General features: G+C 60.9%; 19 protein-coding genes. 9 read left to right on the top strand and 10 right to left on the bottom strand.

Annotated features, from left to right (window positions below; translation table 11 throughout):
* Positions 1-40: 40 nt before the first annotated feature.
* The 4 genes from C4J87_RS25485 to C4J87_RS25500 are packed head-to-tail and all read left to right on the top strand — an operon-like array spanning position 41 to position 7,265.
* A complete protein-coding gene (locus tag C4J87_RS25485) occupies positions 41-1,981 on the top strand; it encodes a type VI secretion system Vgr family protein (protein ID WP_124365006.1) in 1,941 nt (646 codons plus the stop codon).
* Between the two features lie 14 nt (positions 1,982-1,995).
* Positions 1,996-2,430, top strand: coding sequence for a DcrB-related protein (locus C4J87_RS25490; protein WP_124368847.1), 435 nt, complete (start codon positions 1,996-1,998; stop codon positions 2,428-2,430).
* Between the two features lie 12 nt (positions 2,431-2,442).
* Entirely contained in the window at positions 2,443-6,828 is a 4,386-nt protein-coding gene (locus C4J87_RS25495; protein ID WP_164487675.1) for an RHS repeat-associated core domain-containing protein, read from the top strand.
* Positions 6,825-7,265 carry a hypothetical protein gene (locus C4J87_RS25500; RefSeq protein ID WP_124368848.1) on the top strand — a complete coding sequence of 147 codons (441 nt, stop codon included), beginning with the start codon at positions 6,825-6,827 and terminating at the stop codon, positions 7,263-7,265. Before C4J87_RS25495 ends, C4J87_RS25500 begins: the two co-directional genes overlap by 4 nt.
* Before the next feature lie 180 nt (positions 7,266-7,445).
* Here C4J87_RS25500 and C4J87_RS25505 read toward each other — a convergent pair whose 3' ends face one another.
* The 3 genes from C4J87_RS25505 to C4J87_RS25515 all read right to left on the bottom strand — a co-directional run bounded on the left by C4J87_RS25505 (position 7,446) and on the right by C4J87_RS25515 (position 9,264).
* On the bottom strand, positions 7,446-7,721 hold the full coding sequence (locus tag C4J87_RS25505; protein ID WP_003195589.1) for an HU family DNA-binding protein: 276 nt from the start codon (positions 7,719-7,721) through the stop codon (positions 7,446-7,448).
* Positions 7,722-7,911: 190 nt separating this feature from the next.
* Positions 7,912-9,060, bottom strand: coding sequence for an NAD(P)/FAD-dependent oxidoreductase (locus C4J87_RS25510; RefSeq protein ID WP_124368849.1), 1,149 nt, complete (start codon positions 9,058-9,060; stop codon positions 7,912-7,914).
* A 36-nt stretch (positions 9,061-9,096) separates the two neighbouring features.
* Complete coding sequence (locus tag C4J87_RS25515) at positions 9,097-9,264, bottom strand: rubredoxin (RefSeq protein ID WP_002555879.1); 168 nt, start codon at positions 9,262-9,264, stop codon at positions 9,097-9,099.
* Between the two features lie 195 nt (positions 9,265-9,459).
* Between C4J87_RS25515 and C4J87_RS25520 the strand changes: the two genes are divergently transcribed.
* Together C4J87_RS25520 and ubiA are read left to right on the top strand one after the other, a co-directional pair.
* Positions 9,460-10,023, top strand: coding sequence for a chorismate lyase (locus C4J87_RS25520; protein ID WP_124368850.1), 564 nt, complete (start codon positions 9,460-9,462; stop codon positions 10,021-10,023).
* A complete protein-coding gene (gene ubiA / locus C4J87_RS25525) occupies positions 10,023-10,913 on the top strand; it encodes a 4-hydroxybenzoate octaprenyltransferase (RefSeq protein WP_124365012.1) in 891 nt (296 codons plus the stop codon). Before C4J87_RS25520 ends, ubiA begins: the two co-directional genes overlap by 1 nt.
* 119 nt (positions 10,914-11,032) lie before the next feature.
* Here the strand turns inward: ubiA and C4J87_RS25530 are convergent, their stop codons facing one another.
* Positions 11,033-11,410, bottom strand: a complete 378-nt coding sequence (locus C4J87_RS25530; protein ID WP_124368851.1) for a hypothetical protein — start codon at positions 11,408-11,410, stop codon at positions 11,033-11,035.
* Between the two features lie 154 nt (positions 11,411-11,564).
* Here C4J87_RS25530 and phoB point away from each other — a divergent pair, with 154 nt between their 5' ends.
* From phoB to C4J87_RS25545, 3 genes are all read left to right on the top strand, one after another.
* Positions 11,565-12,254 carry a phosphate regulon transcriptional regulator PhoB gene (phoB, locus tag C4J87_RS25535; RefSeq protein ID WP_003195617.1) on the top strand — a complete coding sequence of 230 codons (690 nt, stop codon included), beginning with the start codon at positions 11,565-11,567 and terminating at the stop codon, positions 12,252-12,254.
* An 85-nt stretch (positions 12,255-12,339) separates the two neighbouring features.
* Positions 12,340-13,626, top strand: coding sequence for a phosphate regulon sensor histidine kinase PhoR (gene phoR, locus C4J87_RS25540; protein WP_256680104.1), 1,287 nt, complete (start codon positions 12,340-12,342; stop codon positions 13,624-13,626).
* A gap of 266 nt (positions 13,627-13,892) precedes the next feature.
* Positions 13,893-15,233, top strand: coding sequence for a hemolysin family protein (locus tag C4J87_RS25545; RefSeq protein WP_124365015.1), 1,341 nt, complete (start codon positions 13,893-13,895; stop codon positions 15,231-15,233).
* A gap of 121 nt (positions 15,234-15,354) precedes the next feature.
* Here the strand turns inward: C4J87_RS25545 and C4J87_RS25550 are convergent, their stop codons facing one another.
* The 6 genes from C4J87_RS25550 to C4J87_RS25580 all read right to left on the bottom strand — a co-directional run bounded on the left by C4J87_RS25550 (position 15,355) and on the right by C4J87_RS25580 (position 23,399).
* Positions 15,355-16,257, bottom strand: a complete 903-nt coding sequence (locus C4J87_RS25550; protein WP_124368853.1) for a response regulator — start codon at positions 16,255-16,257, stop codon at positions 15,355-15,357.
* Positions 16,258-16,424: 167 nt separating this feature from the next.
* Positions 16,425-17,186, bottom strand: coding sequence for a phosphate signaling complex protein PhoU (phoU, locus tag C4J87_RS25555; RefSeq protein ID WP_065953276.1), 762 nt, complete (start codon positions 17,184-17,186; stop codon positions 16,425-16,427).
* 70 nt (positions 17,187-17,256) lie between these two features.
* Positions 17,257-18,090: a phosphate ABC transporter ATP-binding protein PstB gene (pstB, locus tag C4J87_RS25560; protein ID WP_048723523.1), complete on the bottom strand. Its 834-nt coding sequence runs from the start codon at positions 18,088-18,090 to the stop codon at positions 17,257-17,259.
* A 119-nt stretch (positions 18,091-18,209) separates the two neighbouring features.
* Positions 18,210-19,880: a phosphate ABC transporter permease PstA gene (gene pstA / locus C4J87_RS25565; RefSeq protein WP_124368854.1), complete on the bottom strand. Its 1,671-nt coding sequence runs from the start codon at positions 19,878-19,880 to the stop codon at positions 18,210-18,212.
* Positions 19,881-19,895: 15 nt separating this feature from the next.
* On the bottom strand, positions 19,896-21,929 hold the full coding sequence (locus C4J87_RS25570; protein ID WP_164487700.1) for an ABC transporter permease subunit: 2,034 nt from the start codon (positions 21,927-21,929) through the stop codon (positions 19,896-19,898).
* A gap of 483 nt (positions 21,930-22,412) precedes the next feature.
* Positions 22,413-23,399 carry a phosphate ABC transporter substrate-binding protein PstS gene (locus tag C4J87_RS25580; protein ID WP_124365019.1) on the bottom strand — a complete coding sequence of 329 codons (987 nt, stop codon included), beginning with the start codon at positions 23,397-23,399 and terminating at the stop codon, positions 22,413-22,415.
* Positions 23,400-23,683 lie beyond the last annotated feature (284 nt).

Raw genomic sequence — 23,683 nt, forward strand, 5'->3', positions numbered from 1 at the left:
TTCGGTTTCTTCAGTTATTAAGGCGTTTACGGGACTATCGATGCTATTCAACCAAGCCTCACGCCTGGCCAAAATCACCAGCCCTCTCGGGCCGGATGTGCTGCTGCTCAATGAAATGGGTGGCGGTGAAGAGTTAGGAAGGCTGTTCAACTATGAGCTGCAACTGACGTCCCTGGACGCCAACATCGACCTCAACCAGTTGCTGGGCAAGCCAATGAGCGTCGGCCTGCAACTGGCCGACGGTGGCGAGCGGCACTTCCACGGCATCGTCGCGCGCTGCAGCCAGAACATCGACCAAGGCCAGTTCGCCAGTTACCAGGTGACGCTGCGCCCCTGGCTGTGGCTGCTCAGCCGCACCTCCGACTGCCGGATTTTCCAGAACCTGAGCATCCCGCAGATCATCAAGCAGGTGTTCCGCGACCTGGGTTTTTCCGACTTCGAAGATGCCCTGAGCCGGCCGTATCGCGAGTGGGAATACTGCGTGCAGTACCGCGAGACCAGCTTCGATTTCGTCAGCCGCCTGATGGAACAGGAAGGCATCTACTACTTCTTCCGCCATGAGCAGGACCGTCACGTGCTGGTGCTGGCCGACGCCTACGGCGCCCACACCACGGTGCCGGGCTACGCGTCGATCCCGTATTACCCCAAGGACGAGCAGCAGCGCGAACGCGACCATATGCACAACTGGCACCTGGCGCAGGAGGTGCAGCCGGGGTCGCTGGAGCTCAACGACTACGATTTCCAGCGCCCCAGCGCCAGCATCGACGTGCGCTCGGCCATGCCGCGCCCGCACACCGCCGGCGACTATCCGCTGTACGACTACCCCGGCACCTACGTGCAGAGCGCCGACGGCGAACACTACGCGCGCACCCGCATCGAAGCCCTGCAAACCCTGCATGAACAGATCGAGTTCGCCGGCAATGCCCGTGGCCTGGGTTCGGGCCACTTGTTCAGCCTCACCGGCTTCAGCCGCCAGGACCAGAACCGCGAATACCTGATCGTCGGCTGTCGCTACTACATCGTGCAGGAAAGCCTGGAAAGCGGCGGCGGCGCAGGCGGCGCGCAGTTCGAAAGCAGCCTCACCTGCATCGACGCCCAGCAAAGCTTCCGCCCGCTGGCCAACACCCACCGCCCCGTCGTCAAAGGCCCGCAGACCGCACTGGTAGTGGGCCCCAAGGGCGAAGAAATCTGGACCGACCAATACGGCCGCGTGAAGGTGCACTTCTACTGGGACCGCCACGACCAGTCCAACGAGAACAGCTCGTGCTGGATCCGCGTGTCGCAATCCTGGGCCGGCAAGAACTGGGGCTCGATGCAGATCCCACGGATCGGCCAGGAAGTGATCGTCAGCTTCCTCGAAGGCGACCCGGACCGACCGATCATCACCGGGCGCGTGTACAACGCTGAGCAAACCGTACCTTACGACCTGCCGGAGAACGCGACCCAGAGCGGCATGAAAAGCCGCTCCAGCAAAGGCGGCACGCCGGCCAACTTCAATGAAATCCGCATGGAGGACAAGAAGGGGTTGGAGCAGTTGTACATCCATGCCGAGCGTAATCAGGACATCGTGGTGGAGGTGGATGAAAGCCATTCGGTGGGGCATGACCGTAATAAAAGCATCGGGCACAACGAGACGGTGACCATCGGCAATAATCGCCTGCGCATCGTCAAGCAGGAGGACATCCTCTCGGTGGGCCAGCGCAAGACCGACAGCATCAGCCAGAGCTACGTGATCGAAGTGGGCGAAAATCTGCGCCTGGTCTGTGGCGAAAGCATCCTCGAGCTCAACGCCAGCGGGCAGATCAACCTGACCGGTGTGCAAATCAGCTTCTACGCCAGCGGCGATGCCGAGTTCAACACCGGCGGCGTCCTGCACCTCAACAACGGTGGCGGCGCGGGCGCCACGCCTGATGGCCAGGGCGTGAAAGCCAGCATCGACGCCAATATCAAAGCCGCGTTTCCCACGCCTAAAAGCTCCTGACGAGACCTGTTTTTATGACGTACCGAATCAATGAATTCCAGTTTCAGTTGCCTGCCGGCGAACTGCAGGACGCGACGATCAACATCCTCAAGTTTCCCGAGCTGGGCACGTCCCTGATCGTCAGCCGTAGCTTGCTCGCCGAAGGCGAAACCCTGCACAGCAACTTCAACGACCAGCTCCAGCGCCTGGAAAAACAGGTGCAGGAGTTGCGCTATCAACCCGGCGTCGATGTGCGTTTGGGGGCGAATCAAGAGGTGGACGGCATCGAGCTGCGCAGCCAGTTCAACAAGGGTAATGACAAGGTCTTCCAGTTTCAGTTGGCGCTGGTGATTCCCGGCACGCGCAAGATGCTTGCCTTGAGTTACGTGAAGGCGGACGCGCTGGGTGATGCCGAGGCGGCGCATTGGGCACTGATAAAAAACTCGCTGTCGTTCGACGCTGTGTCCTGATGAGCAGCCTGCATGTCTGACGCGTTATGGGCAGCCCGAATGGGCGATGCGCTGGCCCACACTTCGATGATGGCCGACATCCTCGGCGGGGTGCTGGAGGTGGCGGCGAATATCGCGATCACCGCCGTGGCCACGTTTGCCGTGGTCGCAGCGACCGGCATTACCGTCGCTACGGGCGGGTTGGGATGCTTCCTGCTGGGCGCAGTGGTGGGCACGATAGTCGGCCTTCTCATGAGCAAGAGCGGGGCGGACAAAGGGCTGACGGATTTATGCGATGCCTTCAGCAACGCCCTGTTCCCTCCCACGGTGCAGGCAAATATTCTCACCGGCTCCACCGATACGCTTACCAACAATATTCCCGCCGCCCGAGCCGCCGGGGCGATCAGTTCCCATGTCGCGCCGGCCGGTACCGAACTGGAAGCTCCAGAGCCGGAACCCGAATCCAGCTACCTGGACATGGCCGAGAGTTTCTTCTCGCAGATGTGGCGCCCGACCGTCGCCACCCCAGCGCCCGGCGCCGTGCCCAAGCCATTGGACCTGGTCGTGTGCATGAAGCACCCGCCGATGCCGCCGCAGTTTCTGGCCGAGGGCTCGGACAAAGTCACGATCAACGGCCAGCCGGCGGTGCGCAGCGGTGATCGCAGCACCTGCGATGCGACCGTGGTGTCGTCCGGGCTGATTTCCTCCAACGTGACCATCGGCGGCGGTTCAGTGGTGGTGCGCGAGATTCGCAGCGGCAAGACGCCAGGCGTGGGGCTGGCGGTCACAGCGCTATTGATGCTCAAGGGCGGCAAGGGCAAGTTCTTCAGCAAGCTGCCGTGCATGCTGATCGGCGGCGCCACCTCGATGGCCGTCAGCAGTGCGATGGGCGCGATGGCCAATGCGGCGATGGGTTCATCGAATCCGGTGCATGCGGCGACGGGTGCGAAAGTGTTGGGCGGCGATGAAGAGCTGGACTTCGTGCTGCCCGGCATCTTGCCGATTGACTGGCAACGCGTCTACAACAGCCGTGACGAGCGGACCGGTAGCCTATTTGGTGTGGGCTGGAGCGTGCCGTATGAGGTGTGCGTCGAGGTCCGTGCTCATCCCGAAGGCGGTGAAACGCTGGTGTACACCGACGAGCAGGGACGCCCCATCGACATGGGTTCCATTCCCTTGGGTGGCGCAGTGTTCAGCGCCGGTGAAGGGCTTGCGGTGCGCAGACACCTCAACGGGCAGTTGTTGATCGAAAGTGATGACGGCCTGTACCGCTTGTTTGAACCCACGCCGACCCATGCTGCGCGGTTGCGCCTGGTTCAGCTGGGTGATCGCAATGACAACCGCATTTATGTCGACTATGACGCAGCCGGGCGCCTGCTGCGCCTGCGCGATACGTTTGACCTGGTGCAGGTTGAGCTGGTTCGCGAGCTCGACTGCGTTACCCGGATCGAACGCCTGTACCCCGATCAACGTCGCGAAGTGCTGGTCAGCTATGGCTATGACGCGGCCGGTCAGTTGGCCGTGGTTCGCGATGCAACCGAGCAGGTACAACGGCACTTTGCCTACGATGCCGGACGCCGGATGGTGGAGCACCAGTTGCCCACTGGGTTGCGCTGCTTCTATGAATGGGCCTTGGTTGAAGGCCTGGAATGGCGAGTCGTTCGACACTGGACCGATGAGGGCGACGCTTACCAGTTCGACTATGACTTGCAGACCGGCTTCACCCGCATCACCGATGGCTTGCAGCGCCTCAGCACGCGCCAGTGGAACACTCAGCACCAGATCATTCGGTACAGCGACAACCTCGACCAGACCTGGCTTTTCGACTGGAACGACGAACGCCAACTGCTCAGCGCGACTGACCCGTTGGGGGGCCGCTACGAATACAGCTACGACGACGCCGGCAACCTTATCGGTGAAACCGACCCGCTGGACCGCAGCGACTCCACCTTGTGGCTGGAGCATTGGGCGCTGCCGCTGGTGGAAACCGATGCCGCCGGCAACAGTTGGCAGTATCGCTATGACCAACGCGGCAACTGCATCGCCGAAACCGACCCGCTGGGCTACGTCACGCGTTACCGCTATGACGCCCACGGGCAGGTCGTCGACATCATCGACGCTACCGGCAAGCGCAAAAAGCTGCGCTGGAACCCGTTCGGGCAATTGGTCGAGCATGTCGATTGCTCGGGTTACCCAACGCGGTTCAGCTACGACGAGCGCGGTTATCTGCAGGTCATCACCGATGCCCTCGGCGAGCGCACGCAGTTCAGCTATGACGCCCAGGGCCGTTTGCTCAGCAGCCAACTGCCGGACGGACGCACCGAACAGTTCCAGCGTGATGCCAGCGGGCAGTTGGTGGGCTATACCGATCCCGCCGGGCACACCACGCTTTATCAACACAACCGGCGTGGCCAGGTACGCCAGCGCACCGATGCCCATGGCCGACAGGTGCAGTTCGGCTATGACAGCTACGGGCGATTGCAAGCGCTGGTCAATGAGAACGGTGAAAGCTATCGATTTGCGTGGGATGCCGGCGATCGGCTGGCTGAACAGCAAGACCTCGACGGCAGCGCCAAACGCTATGCCTACGACCCGCTCGACAATGTCACTGCGGTGACGGCCATGCCTGCGCCGTTTGGCAATGGACTGGCGATTGTTCCTGAAACGCCACCCGCCCCCATCGTTCATCGGCTGGAGCGCGATGCGGTCGGCCGACTGGTTGCTAAAACCACCGACGATGGTCGTACCGACTACAGCTACGATGAAGTGGATCAACTGACGGCCGTCACCTTCACCGACCTGCAAGGCAATGCCCAGGCCCTGGGGTTCAGTTACGATCCGCTCGGCCAGTTGCTTGCCGAACAGAGCTCGGCAGGCAGCCTGCAACACCACTACGACGAACTCGGCAACCTGATCCAGACCCAACTGCCGGACGGCCGTTGGCTCAATCGCCTGTATTACGGCAGCGGCCACCTGCACCAGATCAACCTCGACGGCCAGGTCATCAGCGACTTCGAACGCGACCGCCTGCACCGCGAAGTGCTGCGCACCCAGGGCCAGCTCAGCACCCGCAGCGAATACGACCGCAGCGGCCGCCTGCGCGCACGCCAACGCCGCCTTGCCAGCCAACCCTCACTGATGCCGGCAGCGGCGCAAAAGCACTTCGAGTACGACCCCACCGACAACCTGATCGGCAAACTCGACCAGCAACCCGCCGCACAACACCGCCAGCTGCTGCACTACGACGCCACCGGCCGCATCATCGCCAGCCAGGACAGCCTCCATGGCCAGCGCGAAACCTTCGCCTATGACGCCGCCGCCAACCTGCTCGACGGCCCGCAGGCCGGTGCGGGGCTCGTGGTGCATAACAAGCTGCTGACCTATCAGGACAAGCGTTACCGCTATGACGCGTTTGGGCGGATGATCGAGAAACGCAGTGCCAAGCGCGGCGTGCAGCGCTTTGCGTATGACGCTGAAAGCCGATTGGTTGAAGTGCGTAATGACAATGGCAGCATCGTCAGGATGACGTATGACCCGCTGGGCCGACGCATCGAGAAGACCGAGCACGGCAGCGATGGGTATCCGCTGGGGGAGACGCGGTTTACCTGGGATGGTTTGCGGTTGCTGCAGGAGAATAAGCACAGTCAGACGAGTCTTTATGTTTATCAGGACGAAGGCTACGAGCCCCTGGCCCGCGTCGACGGAAGCGGGCCGCTGCAGAAAATTCGCTATTACCACAACGACCTGAACGGCCTGCCGGAACAGCTCACCGAGGCCGACGGACACAACGTCTGGCAGGCGACCTATCGGGTGTGGGGCAATACGCTGGAAGAGGTGCGCGAGCCTTATTACATTGAAGAGCAGAATGTGCGGTTTCAGGGACAGTACCTTGACCGGGAGACAGGGCTGCATTTCAATACGTTCAGGTTTTATGATCCGGATGTGGGGCGGTTTACGACGCCGGATCCGATTGGGTTATTAGGCGGCATAAACCTTTATCAATATTCACCGAATCCCATTACGTGGATGGATCCACTGGGGTGGGCACCGGCAAAACCGGGTGACATTATTGATTATGGAAAAAGCGCTCCGGGCTTCGAAAAGCATCATGGGATACTCGATGCTTGGTCCAAGCACAATATAAAGGATTACGTATCTCGAAACGGCCAGACGCCGACCGTAGTGATGACGGTAGATCAACACAACGCGACCAAAGACGTCGCTAAAGACTGGGTTGAGAAGAAAACCGGGAAGCGCGGTTTTAAAGGTTTCGATTGGAAGAAGGTATCGAAATTCGAAATACTCCGACTGTCCAACAAAATGTTTGCAGCCGCCGAAGCCAAAGGCTTCCCAAAGGCCTCACGCCGTTTGTACAACAAGGCAATGAAAAATTACCTGCGTAAAGGATGCGGAAGATGAGTCTGATAAATATCGTTGATTTAATAGAAAAGTCTGACTGCCGGAAGACTCCCTCCACGGGGCTGCCAAGCCAACCTGTTCCCGATGACTTAGCTGATTTTTATCAGCATTACAGCAGCGTAGTTTTCTATCCACAGGCACGTTACAGCTTCATAATTCAGCCACCACCGCTTGAACGTTCCGACCTTGTCGTAATGAACGAGGATCTGGAAGATCCGGACTCAGCAAACTGGTACGTGCTGGTTAAATGCGAAGATCAGGTGATTTCAATAGACCTGACGCCAGGTCCCCATTTTGGTTATTGCTACGACTCGTTCTGGGACAATTATCCGACAGCCGACGCAAGCACACTGATCGCAAAATCTTTCACCGAACTGGTCGAGAGAATCATTAAGTCCGGTGGTAAAAACCTGTTCTGGATACCAGGCCATACTTGAGTCCAAGCAATACCTGCTTTATGACCAACTTGATCCTGATCCAATGCCGGGAACGAGTAAACAAAGCCGTCATCAGCGCGCAGACCTTATTTAACGCCCACTAAAAATGGGCACCCCAACCCAGTTGGCGTGCCCATTCTTCTTACCCTCCCCGCCTCCCTTCGAGAACGGCACCGCTTTTTACGGGTTGACGCTGTCTTTGAGCGACTTGCCCGGCTTGAACGCTACGGTGTTGCTGGCCTTGATCTTCACAGGCTCACCGGTTTGCGGGTTTTTGCCGGTGCGGGCGCCGCGGTGGCGTTGCAGGAAAGTGCCGAAGCCGACCAGGGTAACGCTGTCCTTGCGGTGCAGGGCGCCGGTGATTTCTTCGAGAACGGCGTTGAGTACGCGGTTGGCCTGTTCTTTGGTGAGATCGGCTTTTTCAGCGATGGCGGCTGCGAGATCTGGTTTACGCATATATGAAGCCTCTTTGACGGTTTTTTGTTGTTATGTCCGTGCTGCTCTCTGGTGGAGCAGCGCCAAGGCGCCGCAGGCTCTACTCTGCGGCAGACGGGAGTGAGGATGGCATGCCCTCGCACGCTCCGCCAGTCTCGCCGCGACCTTTATACGGGTAAGAAGGGGCTGATTCCGACAGAACGACCGGCATTTACGCCAGCAGTGGCGGAAGTTCCTTGTTCAATGCCAGTTTTTCCATGACGGCGGTACCGGTCAGCGCATAGCCCAGCAGGCGACCGCTGGCGTCGCGGCACAGGGCCTTGATGTCGGCGCCCTCGCCTTCGACACTCCACACGCCTTCGCTGCCGCGTGGAGGCGGTGAGACCACCAGCGGGCAGACCGGGGTTTTCACGGTGATCGGCATCGGCCCGTAGCTGACGGCCGTGGCGTTGCCGGCCAGGGTCTGGGCCAAGGCGCGGGCGCAACTCATCAAGGGCATGACGTACAGCAGGTTCAAGCCATCGACTTCGGCGCAGTCGCCCAAGGCGTAGATATTGGCGTGGGAGGTCTTGAGGTGACGGTCCACCATGATGCCGCGGTTGACTTGCAGGCCGGCCGCCGCCGCCAGGTCTATGCGCGGACGCAGGCCAATGGCGGAAACCACCAGGTCGCACTGGATCACTTCACCGTCGGACAAATGGGCTTCGAGACCGTCAGCGCTGCGCAGCAGGCGGTTGAGCACCGGCCCCAGGTGGAAACGCGCGCCAAGCCCTTCCAGCCCGGCTTGCACCGCAGCCGCAGCCGCCGGGTGCAGCAGGGTCGGCATAACCTGTTCGCACGGCGCGACCAGATCGACTTCATAGCCGCCAAGGATCAGGTCGTTGGCAAATTCGCAGCCGATCAGGCCGGCGCCGAGCAGCAGCACGCGGCGTTTGCCGGCAGCTGCGGCGCGAAAGCGCGCGTAGTCTTCGAGATCATTGATCGGGAAAACCAGCTCGGCGCCATCACCCTCCACGGGTACGCGGACAGTCTCTGCGCCCCATGCCAGGATCAGGTCACGATAGGCCACCGATTCCTCGCCGATCCACAGACGCTTGTGGCCTGGGTCAATGCCGCTGATACGCGTGTGGGTGCGCACTTGCGCCTTGAGTTGCTCGGCCATGGCACCAGGTTCAGCCATGCTCAGGCCATCGGCTTCCTTGTTCTTGCCAAACCCGGTGGAGAGCATGGGCTTGGAGTAGGAGCGCCCGTCATCTGCGGTGATCAGCAGCAATGGGGTGTCGCCGTCGAGCTTGCGAAACTCCCGAGCTACGTTGTAACCGGCCAATCCTGTGCCGATGATCACGACAGGTGCGTTCATTCCTTTCTCCTTGTAGTACGGTTCGTAAACTTCGAATTAGCCGATTTCGATCATTTCGAAATCCATTTTGCCCACGCCGCAGTCCGGGCACAGCCAATCTTCCGGGACGTCCTGCCACAAGGTGCCAGGAGCGATTCCGTCATCCGGCCAACCATCCGCTTCGTTGTAAATCAGGCCACAGACGATACATTGCCACTTCTTCATTACGTGCTTCCTCAGGGTCCAGGCATCTTGGCCGACGGTCGATAAACCTGCGCTGCCGCTCGGCTCAGGGCGTTTTGTACTGATCGCGGCCGGCAGATGCAAGCACGATCGGCGCAAACGGCCGGTTCAGCGCGGCAAAAGTTCAGGTCGTCATGGTAAGCTCGCCGCCTCTTTTGCTGCCAATATTGACTCGCCGTGCCGCACTCAATCGCCCCTTCCGATGCTTGCCGATGGCTGCCCCAGAGCCTGCTGAGCCCAATGCCTGCGCCCCTGACCCTCGATTGGCTGTTCGATGAAGGCTCGCTGACGCGGCGGCTGACGGGGCTGTCCGAGAACGGCTTCAGCGTGACGCCGCTGCTCGAGGGCTGGCAAGCGTTGCGCGACGATGAATGCGCGGCGCTGGACCTGCCCCCGGCGACTATCGGCTGGGTACGCGAGGTGTATTTGCGCGGGCATGGCCAACCTTGGGTATTTGCCCGCAGTGTCGCGTCGCGCGACGCGCTGCAGGGCGACGGCTTGCATATGGATGAGTTGGGCAGCCGGTCGCTGGGCGAGTTGTTGTTCTGCGACCGCGCCTTTACCCGCCAGCCGATCGAGGTGTGCCATTACCCAGGGCCATGGCTACCCACGGCGGATCAGGCCGACGGGCTGTGGGCACGTCGCTCGCGCTTTGATCGCGGATCGCTGAGCGTGCTGGTGGCGGAAGTCTTCCTGCCGAGTTTCTGGCAGGTACTGCATGACCATCCGGAGAACCGCTGATGTACCAACGTGCACTCAAATCCTTGAATCGCCTGAACCCCAGGGCCTGGGATTTCATTCAGCTGACGCGCATGGACAAGCCTATCGGCATCTACCTGCTGCTGTGGCCGACGCTATGGGCGCTGTGGATCGCCGGCAAGGGCTCGCCGTCGCTGCTCAATATCATGATTTTCGTGCTGGGCGTGGTGCTGACCCGTGCCGGTGGCTGTGTGATCAATGACTGGGCCGACCGCAAGGTCGACGGCCATGTGAAACGCACCGAGCAACGTCCGCTGGTCAGCGGCAGGATCAGTTCGAAAGAGGCGTTGGTATTTTTTGCGCTGTTGATGGGCGTCAGCTTCCTGCTGGTGCTGCTGACCAACGCCAGCACCATCCTGCTGTCCCTCGGCGGGCTGGCGCTGGCGGCGAGCTATCCGTTCATGAAGCGCTACACCTATTACCCGCAGGTGGTATTGGGTGCGGCGTTTTCATGGGGCATGCCGATGGCGTTCACGGCCGAGACCGGCCACCTGCCGGCCGAGGCGTGGCTGCTGTACATCGCCAACCTGTTGTGGACAGTGGGTTACGACACCTATTACGCGATGACCGACCGCGACGACGACGTGAAGATCGGGGTGAAATCCACCGCGATTCTGTTTGGTGATGCTGACCGTGTGATCATTCTCACCCTGCAGGGCCTGGCGCTGGTGTGCCTGTTGCTCGCGGGGGCTCGGTTCGAGCTGGGCGGCTGGTTCCACCTCGGGCTGCTGGCGGCGGCGGGCTGTTTTGCCTGGGAATTCTGGTACACCCGGGACAGGGATCGCATGAAGTGCTTCAAGGCCTTCTTGCACAACCATTGGGCGGGGTTGGCGATTTTCGTGGGGATTGTGGCTGACTACGGGTTGCGATGAGAGGATTGCGGCGGCTGTTCTGACGCTAGCGGGGGCAAGCCCCCTCCCACATTTGAAAGCGTTCACAAATCAATTGTGGGAGAGGGCTTGCCCCCGATGGTCTTAGAGGCGCAACAGCCTCAAGGCTTGATGATGTGCCAAACCCCACCCTTGCCATCACCGGTCTTGTCCCCGGCCTTCTTGTCATCCTTGTAGGTGTAGACCGGCTTGCCTTTGTAGGCCCATTGGCTGGTCTGGTCGTCGCGGGTGATGACTGTCCAGTCGCCAGCCTTGGTATCGGTAGACTCCGCCTTCAGTGGCGGCCAGTTGGTCGCGCACTGGTCCTTGCACACTGATTTGCCATCGGCATCCTTGTCGAAGGTGTAGAGGGTCAAGCCTTTGTGATCGACCAACATCCCATCTTTCGTCATCGCAGGTTCTGCGGCGAAGGCCAGGCCCGGCAGCGTCAATGCGGCCGCTACCAGCAGGGCTTTCCAGGAAATCGTGCTGTAAGTCATCGGAACCTTCCTTTTGTGGTTGTCAGGATTCGGACCCAAAGGGTAGTCCAGAGTGCCGTGAATTGCCCAAGCGTCTAAATTACTGTCACACGACTGCAATAATTCCGTTATCTAATGCGGCGCAAGACAGTTAAATGACAAGAGGATTTTGAGCATGGTTGGCAGGAGCATTCTGATTGTTGACGACGAAGCGCCCATCCGCGAGATGATCGCCGTTGCGTTGGAAATGGCCGGCTACGACTGCCTGGAGGCGGAGAACTCCCAGCAGGCCCATGCCATTATCGTCGACCGCAAGCCGGACCTGATCCTGCTCGACTGGATGCTCCCCGGCACCTCCGGCATCGAACTGGCCCGGCGCCTCAAGCGTGACGAGCTGACCGGGGATATCCCGATCATCATGCTCACCGCCAAGGGCGAAGAGGACAACAAGATCCAGGGCCTGGAAGTCGGCGCCGATGACTACATCACCAAGCCGTTTTCCCCTCGAGAGCTGGTCGCGCGCCTCAAAGCCGTACTGCGCCGGGCCGGCCCGACCGATGGCGAAGCGCCTATCGAAGTCGACGGCCTGATCCTGGACCCGATCAGCCACCGGGTGACCATCGACGGCAAGCCGGCCGAAATGGGCCCGACCGAATACCGCCTGCTGCAGTTTTTCATGACTCACCAGGAACGTGCCTACACCCGCGGCCAACTGCTGGACCAGGTGTGGGGCGGCAATGTGTACGTGGAGGAGCGCACGGTCGACGTGCATATCCGCCGCCTGCGCAAAGCCTTGGGCGATGCCTATGAGAATCTGGTACAAACCGTGCGCGGCACGGGTTACCGGTTTTCCACCAAGGGCTGAGCCGGCCCGCCGTCTCCTGACTTAACAGCTGACAAGGACGCATGTTCAAGTGAACCAAAACTGGCATGGCACCCTGATTCGCCACATGCTCCTGCTGATCACCGGTTGCCTGCTGGTCGGGCTGATCAGTGGTTATTACGGCTGGAGCCTGGCCATCGGCATCGCCCTGTACCTGGGCTGGACCCTCAAACAATTGCTGCGCATGCACGAATGGCTGCGCCAGCACAAACCCGACGAAGCACCGCCCGACGGTTACGGCCTGTGGGGCGAGGTGTTCGACAGCATCTACCACCTGCAACGCCGCGACCAACGGGTGCGCGGGCGCCTGCAAGCGGTGATCGACCGGGTACAGGAGTCCACTGCCGCGCTCAAGGACGCGGTGATCATGCTCGACAGCGACGGCAACCTGGAATGGTGGAACCGCGCCGCCGAGACCCTGCTGGGCCTCAAGACGCCCCAGGACAGCGGCCAGCCGGTGACCAACCTGGTGCGCCATCCGCGCTTCAAGGAATACTTCGAGCAGGACAACTATGAAGAAGCCCTGGAAATCCCCTCGCCCACCAACGACCGCGTGCGTATCCAGCTGTACCTGACGCGCTACGGCAACAACGAGCACTTGATGCTGGTGCGCGACGTGACCCGCATCCATCAGTTGGAACAGATGCGCAAAGACTTCGTCGCCAACGTTTCCCACGAACTGCGCACACCGTTGACGGTGATCTGCGGCTATCTGGAGACGCTGCTCGACAATGTCGAGGCGATCAACCCGCGTTGGAGCCGTGCCCTGCAGCAAATGCAGCAGCAAGGCTCACGCATGCAAACCCTGCTCAACGACCTGTTGCTGCTGGCCAAGCTTGAAGCCACTGATTATCCGTCGGACAACCACCCCGTGGCCGTGCAGAGCCTGCTGTACACCATCAAGAATGACGCCAAGGCCCTGTCCGGCGAGCGCGGCCAGCACATTACCCTGGAAGCCGACCCGCTGGTGTTGCTCAAGGGCAGCGAAGGCGAGCTGCGCAGTGCGTTCTCCAACCTGGTGTTCAACGCGGTGAAATACACCCAGGACAACGGCAATATCCGCATCCGCTGGTGGGCTGACGCACACGGCGCGCACCTGAGCGTGCAAGATTCCGGTATCGGCATCGACGCCAAGCACCTGCCGCGCTTGACCGAACGCTTCTACCGCGTCGATTCCAGCCGCAACTCCAACACCGGCGGCACCGGGCTGGGCCTGGCGATCGTCAAGCATGTGCTGCTGCGCCATCGCGCCCGCCTGGAAATCAGCAGCGTGCTGGGGCATGGCAGCACGTTTACCTGCCACTTCCCCCCCGCGCAGGTGACCCGCTCGCAGGTGATCGGCACCGACGAATAACCCGCAGACGCCACAAGATAAAGGTGGGAGGGGGCTTGCTCCCGATAGCGGTGTAACAGTATGAGAAGTGCCGACTGACCCACCGCTATCGGGAGCAAGCCCCCTCCCACATTTGGACTTGCAGTGTCTTGAAGGGCGCATTCCAGGCCCCGCCCGGCAGCAGGCACTAGGCAAGCGCCCCGTCAGCCGCTACATTGGCCGACTTGCGCCTGCTTTTCAGGCCAGCTTCCCCCCTATTGAACATACGGAACCTGCAAAACCCCATCATGGACCCTTCCCCTGGTATCACCCTCGCTACACTTTTCGCCGATTTCGGCATGATTCTATTTGCACTGGTCCTGGTACTGCTCAACGGTTTCTTCGTTGCGGCGGAATTTGCCATGGTCAAACTGCGCTCGACGCGGGTCGAGGCCATCGCCCACACCAACGGCTGGCGCGGGCAGATCCTGCGCACCGTGCACAGCCAGCTCGACGCTTACCTGTCGGCCTGCCAGCTGGGCATCACCCTCGCCTCCCTGGGCCTGGGCTGGGTCGGTGAGCCGGCCTTCGCCCATATCCTCGAGCCATTGCTGGGCGCCGCAGGCGTCGAGTCGCCGGAAGTGATCAAGGGCGTGTCGTTCTTTGCCGCCTTCTTCGTGATTTCCTACCTGCACATCGTGGTCGGTGAGCTGGCCCCCAAATCCTGGGCCATCCGCAAGCCCGAATTGCTGTCGCTGTGGACCGCCGTGCCGCTCTACCTGTTCTACTGGGCGATGTACCCGGCGATCTACCTGCTCAACGCCAGCGCCAATGCTATCTTGCGCATCGCCGGTCAAGGCGAGCCCGGCCCGCATCACGAACACCATTACAGCCGCGAAGAACTCAAGCTGATCCTGCACTCCAGCCGTGGCCAGGACCCCAGCGACCAAGGCATGCGTGTACTCGCCTCCGCCGTGGAAATGGGCGAACTGGAAGTGGTGGACTGGGCCAACTCCCGGGAAGACTTGGTCACCCTGGACTTCAACGCCCCCCTCAAGGAAATCCTCGCGCTGTTCCGCCGCCATAAATTCAGCCGTTACCCGGTATACGACGCGGTGCGCAATGAGTTTGTGGGCCTGTTGCACATCAAGGACCTGCTGCTGGAACTGGCGGCCCTGGACCATATCCCCGAGTCGTTCAACCTGGCCGAACTGACCCGCCCGCTGGAGCGCGTATCGCGCCACATGCCGTTGTCGCAGTTGCTGGAGCAGTTCCGCAAAGGCGGCGCGCACTTCGCCCTGGTGGAAGAAGCCGATGGCAAGATCATCGGCTACCTGACCATGGAAGACGTGCTGGAAGTGCTGGTGGGCGATATCCAGGACGAACACCGCAAGGCCGAGCGCGGCATCCTCGCTTACCAGCCGGGCAAGCTGCTGGTACGTGGCGACACCCCACTGTTCAAGGTAGAGCGCCTGCTCGGCGTCGACCTGGACCACATCGAAGCCGAAACCCTGGCCGGCCTGATCTACGACACCTTGAAGCGGGTGCCGGAAGAAGAAGAAGTGCTGGAAGTTGAAGGCTTGCGGATCATCATCAAGAAGATGAAAGGGCCGAAGATCGTGCTGGCCAAGGTGTTGATGCTGGATTGACTACCCATTGTGGGAGGGGGCTTGCTCCCGATAGCGGTGTGTCAGCCACCCGATACAGTGACTGATACTCCGCTATCGGGGGCAAGCCCCCTCCCACATGGGTTACTGGCCATCCTTTGGATCACGCACCCGGCACGAAATGCTTCTGGGCCGTGCCCCGCGCGATCAGGCGGGAGATGTAGTCCAGCTTCTGCGCATCCTGGTCGATAAACCGGAAGGTCAGTTGCAGCCAGTCGCTGTCGGGCTTGGGCTCGTAGGCAACGATCGCGTGCAGGTAGCCATTGAGGCGTGCCACTTCAGCGTTTTCGCCTTGTTCGAGGTCGAGCACGGCGCTTTCCAGCACCTGGGGCAGGACCTCACCGCGACGCACCACCAACAACGCCTCCTTGATGCTCAGCGCCTTGATTACGCACTGCTGGGTGCCGCTGGACAGGCGCAACTGGCCCTGACCACGTCCGCCGGCAGGCGAAGGGGCCGGGGCAGCGGTGACAGGCGCGCTGTTGAGCAGGCCTCTGCTCGGGGCTGCCGCCACTGGTGCCGGCTTGACGGCTTCGGCCTTGCCACCGGTCAGCGCGCTCAGGGAGTCGTTGCCGAAGGCCGAGTTCATCTTGGTCGGCGCGCTGGCGATCAACGCGTCGAGGCGGCCGATCTTGTGCAGGGCCTGCTTGACCTTGTTCAGCAATTGTTCGTTGGTGAACGGCTTGCTGACGTAACCGGAAACACCGGCCTGGATCGCCTGCACCACGTTTTCCTTGTCGCCACGGCTGGTCACCATCACGAACGGCATGGCCTTCAGATGGGCTTGCTCGCGGCACCAAGTCAACAGCTCTAGCCCGGACATCTCCGGCATTTCCCAATCGCACAGCACCAGGTCGAAAGACTCGCGCATCAGAATGGATTGCGCCTTCTTGCCGTTCACCGCATCTTCGATCTGGATCCCGGGGAAGTAATTGCGCAGGCACTTCTTCACCAGGTCGCGAATAAACGAGGCGTCATCCACCACCAACACACTGACTTTGCTCATCGACCCTTCATCCTATAAAACCTTTGCTGGCAGTACGCCTGACTGATGGCAGTTTGCCAAAACTCTGCAGTCACGTTAGGACTTATTTGGCCCTATCCGCAATAAATTCCGCTCGCCGCAAACGAAAACGCCCGGCCAATGGCCGGGCGTTAATTTCTCGGGCAACCTTACTTATCGTCAGATTCGCCCGGAACATTAGGGATAAGATCAGCATTGCCTTCAACTTCGGCTTTCATGCGCTTGAGGCCCATGTGCCGAACGTCGGTGCCGCGCACCAGGTAAATCACCAATTCCGAGATATTGCGCGCATGGTCGCCGATGCGCTCCAGGGAGCGCAGCACCCAGATGATGCTCAAGACACGCGAGATAGAGCGCGGGTCTTCCATCATGTAGGTCGCCAGTTCACGCAGGGCGGTCTTGTATTCGCGATCGATGACCTTGTCGTACTGGGCCACCGACAGCGCCAGGTCCGCATCGAAGCGCGCAAACGCGTCGAGGGCATCGCGCACCATGTTGCGCACCTGGTCGCCGATATGGCGCACTTCCACGTAACCACGCGGCGCTTCGCCTTCTTCGCACAGCTGGATGGCGCGGCGGGCGATCTTGGTGGCTTCGTCGCCGATACGCTCAAGGTCGATCACCGACTTGGAGATGCTGATGATCAAGCGCAGGTCGGACGCCGCCGGCTGGCGACGGGCAAGAATGCGCAGGCATTCTTCGTCGATGTTGCGCTCCATCTGGTTGATCTGGTCATCGATCTCACGCACTTGCTGGGCCAGGCCCGAGTCGGCCTCGATCAGCGCGGTGACCGCATCGTTGACTTGCTTCTCCACCAGGCCGCCCATCGCCAGGAGGTGGCTGCGCACTTCCTCAAGCTCGGCGTTGAACTGCGCGGAGATGTGGTGGGTAAGGCCTTCTTTGCTAATCATGTTGGCGTCCTTGGAGCGTCCGGTAAGGTGCGGAGAACCGCAGCGTCAGTGCAATCAGAACCACAGCTTCCTAGCCATAGCGACCGGTGATGTAGTCTTCGGTCTGCTTCTTCGCCGGATTGGTGAACAGGGTATCGGTGTCGCCGAACTCCACCAGCTTGCCCATGTACATGAACGCGGTGTAGTCGGAAACCCGCGCCGCCTGCTGCATGTTGTGGGTCACGATGACGATGGTGAACTTGGACTTGAGCTCGTAGATCAGCTCTTCGACTTTAAGCGTCGAGATCGGGTCGAGCGCTGAGCACGGTTCATCGAGCAACAGCACTTCAGGCTCCACGGCGATGGTGCGCGCGATCACCAGACGCTGCTGCTGGCCGCCGGACAGACCCAGGGCCGACTCGTGCAGACGGTCCTTGACCTCATCCCACAGCGCGGCGCCCTTGAGCGCCCATTCCACGGCTTCATCGAGGATGCGCTTCTTGTTGATGCCCTGGATGCGCAGGCCATAGACCACGTTTTCATAGATAGTCTTGGGAAACGGGTTGGGCTTCTGGAACACCATGCCCACTCGGCGGCGCAACTCGGCCACATCTTCACCCTTGCGGTAGATGTTGGTGCCATAGAGGTTGATCGCGCCTTCCACACGGCAACCGTCCACCAGGTCGTTCATGCGGTTGAAGGTGCGCAGCAGCGTGGACTTGCCGCAGCCCGACGGGCCGATGAAGGCGGTCACGCGCTGCTTGGGGATGTTCATGCTGACGTCGAACAGCGCCTGCTTTTCACCATAGTAGAGGCTCAGGCCGGGCACTTCGATGGCCACGGTTTCCTGGGCCAGGCTCAGGCTCTGCTTGTCGCGACCCAGGGCAGACATGTTGATGCCGTGGGAATGGGTTTCATGTTGCATGGGATGCTCCCTGTGCTACCAATTCATTTCATTGAACCGCCGGGGGCGGCTTACTCAAATTCTGTGTATGGCTTGGTCCAGTGTGGGAGGGGGCAAGCCCCCTCCCACATTGGATCGTGTCAGCTGTCCAGCGCCTTGTACTTCTCGCGCAGGTGGTTACGTATCCACACCGCCGACAGGTTGAGCGTGGCGATCACCAGCACCAGCAGCAACGCGGTGGCGTACACCAGCGGCCGCGCCGCCTCGACGTTGGGACTCTGGAAGCCGACGTCATAGATATGGAAGCCCAGGTGCATGATCTTCTGGTCAAGGTGCAGGTATGGGTAGTTACCGTCCAACGGCAGCGACGGGGCCAGCTTCACCACGCCGACCAGCATCAGCGGCGCCACTTCACCGGCGGCGCGGGCCACGGCGAGGATCATGCCGGTCATCATCGCCGGGCTGGCCATTGGCAGCACGATTTTCCACAGCGTCTCCGCCTTGGTCGCGCCGAGTGCCAGGGACCCTTCACGCACGGTGCGAGGTATCCGCGCCAGGCCCTCTTCAGTCGCCACGATCACCACCGGCACCGCCAGCAGCGCCAGGGTCAGCGAGGCCCAGAGCAGGCCCGGCGTGCCGAAGGTCGGCGCCGGCAAGGCTTCGGCGAAGAACAGCCGGTCCACCGAGCCACCCAGTACATACACGAAGAAGCCCAGGCCGAACACGCCGTAAACGATGGCCGGCACGCCCGCCAGGTTGTTGACCGCGATGCGGATGATCCGCGTCAGGGCGTTCTGCTTGGCGTACTCACGCAGGTACACCGCCGCCAGCACGCCGAACGGCGTCACGATCATCGCCATGATCAGGGTCATCATCACGGTGCCGAAGATCGCCGGGAAGATCCCGCCTTCGGTGTTGGCTTCCCGTGGGTCATCGCTCAAGAACTCCCAGACCTTGCTGAAGTAGAAGCCGATCTTGGTCATCGTGCCCATGGCGTTCGGCTGGTAGGCGTGCACCACTTTGCCGATGCCGATTTCGATTTCCTTGCCGTTGCCGTCACGGGCCGTCAGCGCGTCGCGGTTGAACTGCGCGTGCAGGTCGGCCAGGCGCGCTTCGATGTCCTGATAGCGGGCATTCAGTTCGGCGCGGTCGGCGTCCATGTCGGCTTGGGCGGCGGCGTCGAGCTTGCCTTCCAGTTCCAACTTGCGGCCGTGCAGGCGGACGCGCTCCAGCCCGGCGTTGATCGCGCCGATATCGGTTTTTTCCAGACTCTTGAGCTGGGCGGCGAGCTTGTTGACCCGATCTACGCGAGCTTGCAGCTCCGGCCACGCGGCCTCGCCTTCGGCGATGACCTTGCCGTCCTGCTTGACGTTGACCAGGGTGCCGTAGAAGTTACCCCACTCACGTCGCTCGATGGTCATCAACTGCACCGGTTTGGTCTGGTCCTTCAACCATTCGCCGACGATCCAGGTGAAATCGTTGCCGTTCAAGTCGCGGTTGCCGACCTTGATCAGCTCGCGAGTCATGAACTCCGGGCCCTCGTCGGGCACCGGCAGGCCAGCGCTTTTCAGGCGCTCGCGGGGCACTTCTTCCTTCTGCACCACTTCGCCGATGACGATATGGTTTTCCTGGCCCGGCACGTTGTAGTTGGCCTGGATCAGGTCAGCCGGCCAGAAGTGGCCCAAACCGCGCACCGCAATCACCGCCAGCAAACCCAGGGTCATGATGACCGCGATGGACACCGCGCCACCGCTGATCCAGACGCCGGGGGCGCCGCTCTTGAACCATCCATTCAGGGAGTTCTGTTTCACAGACTTCTACCTTTCTTAAAGCGACGAGTATTTCTTGCGCAGACGCTGACGAATCAGCTCGGCGAGGGTGTTCATGATGAAAGTGAACAGCAGCAGCACCAGCGCCGAGAGGAACAGCACGCGGTAGTGACTGCCGCCTACTTCCGACTCGGGCATTTCCACCGCGACGTTGGCCGCCAGCGTGCGCAGGCCTTCGAACAGGTTCATCTCCATCACCGGCGTGTTACCGGTGGCCATCAGCACGATCATGGTCTCGCCAACCGCGCGGCCCATGCCGATCATCAGGGCAGAGAAGATGCCCGGGCTGGCGGTGAGGATGACCACGCGGGTCATGGTCTGCCATGGCGTGGCGCCCAAGGCCAGGGAGCCCAGGGTCAGGCCGCGCGGCACACTGAACACGGCGTCTTCGGCGATGGAGTAGATGTTCGGGATCACCGCAAAACCCATAGCCAAACCGACCACCAGGGCGTTGCGCTGGTCGTAGGTAATGCCCAGGTCATGGGAGATCCACATGCGCATGTCACCGCCGAAGAACCAGGTTTCCAAGTACGGGCTCATGTACAGCGAGAGCCAGCCCACGAACAGGATCACCGGGATCAGGATCGCGCTTTCCCAGCCATCGGGAACGCGCAGGCGGATCGATTCAGGCAAGCGGCTGAACACAAAGCCGGCCACCAGGATGCCAATCGGCAACAGCATCAGCAGGCTGAAAATCCCCGGCAAGTGCCCTTCCACATAAGGCGCCAGGAACAGGCCGGCGAAGAAGCCGAGGATCACCGTCGGCATCGCTTCCATCAACTCGATCACCGGCTTGACCTTGCGGCGCAGGGTCGGGGCCATGAAGTAAGCCGTGTAGATGGCGGCGGCAACGGCCAGCGGCGCGGCAAGCAGCATCGCGTAGAACGCGGCCTTCAGCGTACCGAAGGTCAGCGGCGCCAGGCTCATCTTGGGTTCGAAGTCGGTGTTGGCGGCGGTCGATTGCCAGACGTATTTAGGCTCGTCGTAGTTCTCGTACCAGACCTTGCTCCACAGCGCGCTCCAGGATACTTCCGGGTGCGGATTGTCGAGCAGCAGCGGTTGCAGCTTGCCACCGGCCTCGACGATCACGCGGTTGGCCCGTGGTGACAGGCCGAACACGCCCTGGCCGTCGACCACCGGGTCGACCAGCAAGGTGCGGTGCGCGGTGCTGTGGAACACGCCGAACTGGCCCGAAGCGTCGAGGGCGGTGAAGCCTTTGCGACGTTCCTCAGCTGTGATTTCCACGATGGGCGCAGTGCCCATCTGGAAGGTCCGGATTTGCTTCAGGCGTTGTTCGCCATCCGGGTCGCGGGCCATGAACCACTGGGCCAGGCCACCTTTGGAGTTACCGACGATCAACGAGATGCCGCCCACCAGCTGGGTGCTGGCGGTGACTTCGGCATTGCCGTCTTCAAGCAGTTTGTAGCGACCGTTGAGGCTCTTGTCGCGCAGGCTGAACACATCGGCCAGGGCTCGACCGTTGATCACATACAACCATTGCTGGCGTGGGTCGATGAAGATCGCCTTCACCGGCTCGGTCATTTGCGGCAGTTCGACACGCTTCTGCTCGCTGGTGACTTCGCCGGTCATCATGTTTTCTTCACGGCTCAGGGTCAGCACGTTCAAGTGCGAACCGGCCGAGCCGGCCACCACCAGGGAGGTATCGGTGGCATTGAGCGCGACGTGCTCCAACGGGCGGCCTGCCTCATCCAGTACGATCGGCGTTTCACCGTAGGGGTATTCGATCGCAGGGCTGATGGTTTTCTTGCCGTCCGGGTAGGACACCTTGTAGGTGTGGCGGAACACCATGGACTGGCCGTTGGACAGACCCAGGATCACCAGAGGGCTGCCCGGCTGGTCTTCGCCGATGGACACCACCTGGGTACCGGCCGGCAGTGGCAGGTCTACGCGCTTGAGTTCAGCGCCGGTGTCGACTTCAAAGAACAGCGCCTGACCCTTGTCGGAAACCCGCATGGCGACCTGATTCTGTTCTTCAAGCGAGATCAGCAACGGCTTGCCGGCGTCCTGCATCCAGGCGGGCGTCAGCGCGTCTTCCTTGGTCAGCGAGGCGCCTTGAAACAGCGGCGCAACGACATAGGCGAGGAAGAAGAAAATCAGGGTGATGGCAGCCAGCACAGCGAGACCGCCGACCAGTACATACCAACGGGTGAAACGATCCTTGAGCGCGCGAATGCGGCGCTTGCGTTGCAGCTCAGGCGTATTGAAATCAATGCGCTTGGGGGAGAAGTCGTCGTCATGGTGGAATTGGCCAGATCATTCATGCGCACACCCTAGCGATCCTGTATGACAGAAAGATGACAATGCAGTGACGCAAGAAATCCGCCGCGTAGCAAAGCTGGCAGCGGACAAAAAAATTAGGAGTTTCTGTAGGAGCGAGCTTGCTCGCGAAGATCGTCAACGATAACGCGCCGTTTCTGGATAAACGCGGCGCCCTGTCGCCTTTCGCGAGCAAGCTCGCTCCTACAGAAGGCCGGTTTTACCCCGCCCAGCTACTTAGTTGCCTTCTTTCAGACCCAGGTCAGCCAGGGCCTTGGCGGCCACTTTGGCTGGTAGTGGGATGTAGCCATCCTTGACCACCACTTCCTGGCCCTGCTTGGACAGCACCAGTTTCACGAACTCAGCTTCCAGCGGAGCCAGCGGCTTGTTCGGAGCTTTGTTGACGTACACGTAGAGGAAACGCGACAGCGGATACTTGCCGTTGAGGGCGTTTTCTTCAGTGTCTTCGATGAAGTCAGTGCTGCCTTTCTTGGCCAACGCCACGGTCTTCACGCTGGCGGTCTTGTAGCCGATGCCCGAGTAACCGACGCCGTTCAGCGAGGAGCTGATCGACTGCACGACCGAAGCCGAGCCCGGTTGTTCGTTCACGTTAGGCTTGTAGTCGCCCTTGCACAGGGCTTCTTCCTTGAAGTAGCCGTAAGTGCCGGACACCGAGTTACGACCGAACAGTTGCACCGGCTTGTTGGCCAGATCGCCGGTCACGCCCAGGTCACCCCAGGTTTTCACGTCGGCTTTGGCGCCGCACAGACGCGTCGAGGAGAAGATCGCGTCGACCTGTTCCATGGTCAGGTGCTGGATCGGGTTGTCCTTGTGCACGAAGACCGCCAGGGCGTCCACGGCAACCGGGATAGCGGTTGGCTTGTAGCCGTACTTCTGCTCGAAGGCCGCCAGTTCCGTGTCCTTCATCTTGCGGCTCATCGGGCCCAGGTTGGAGGTGCCTTCAGTCAGCGCAGGTGGCGCAGTGGCGGAGCCGGCAGCTTGAATCTGGATGTTGACGTTCGGGTATTCCTTTTTGTAACCCTCGGCCCACAGGGTCATCAGGTTGGCCAGGGTATCGGAACCGACGCTGGACAAGTTGCCCGACACACCAGTGGTCTTCACGTAAGCCGGGATGGCCGGGTCAACACCAGCAGCCACCGCGTTGGCAGTTGCAACGCCAGCAGCGACGAACGTCATTGCCGCCATCAAACGCTTCAGTTTCATGCCTTACTCCTAGCAGATAGGGATAGTTGGATCGGGGCCAAGTATCGGTAGGCCGTGTGAACACTCTATGTCTGGAATGTGACAATTAGATGAAAGGCCAGTATTGGAAGAGGACGGGCATTTGAGAGGCAAACGCTCGGAAATACTGGGTTGCATGAGCAAATGAGCGTCATGGGCCTATGGTTTAGAAACACTCTGTAATTGTTAACCGGAGATTTCCCACAGCTATTTAGGGTTGTCGCTCGGAACCGGCCTTACTAACCTCCCTCGCGCCAACGCAAACT

Source organism: Pseudomonas sp. R1-43-08 (genome assembly GCF_003852255.1).
Taxonomy (GTDB): Bacteria; Pseudomonadota; Gammaproteobacteria; order Pseudomonadales; family Pseudomonadaceae; genus Aquipseudomonas.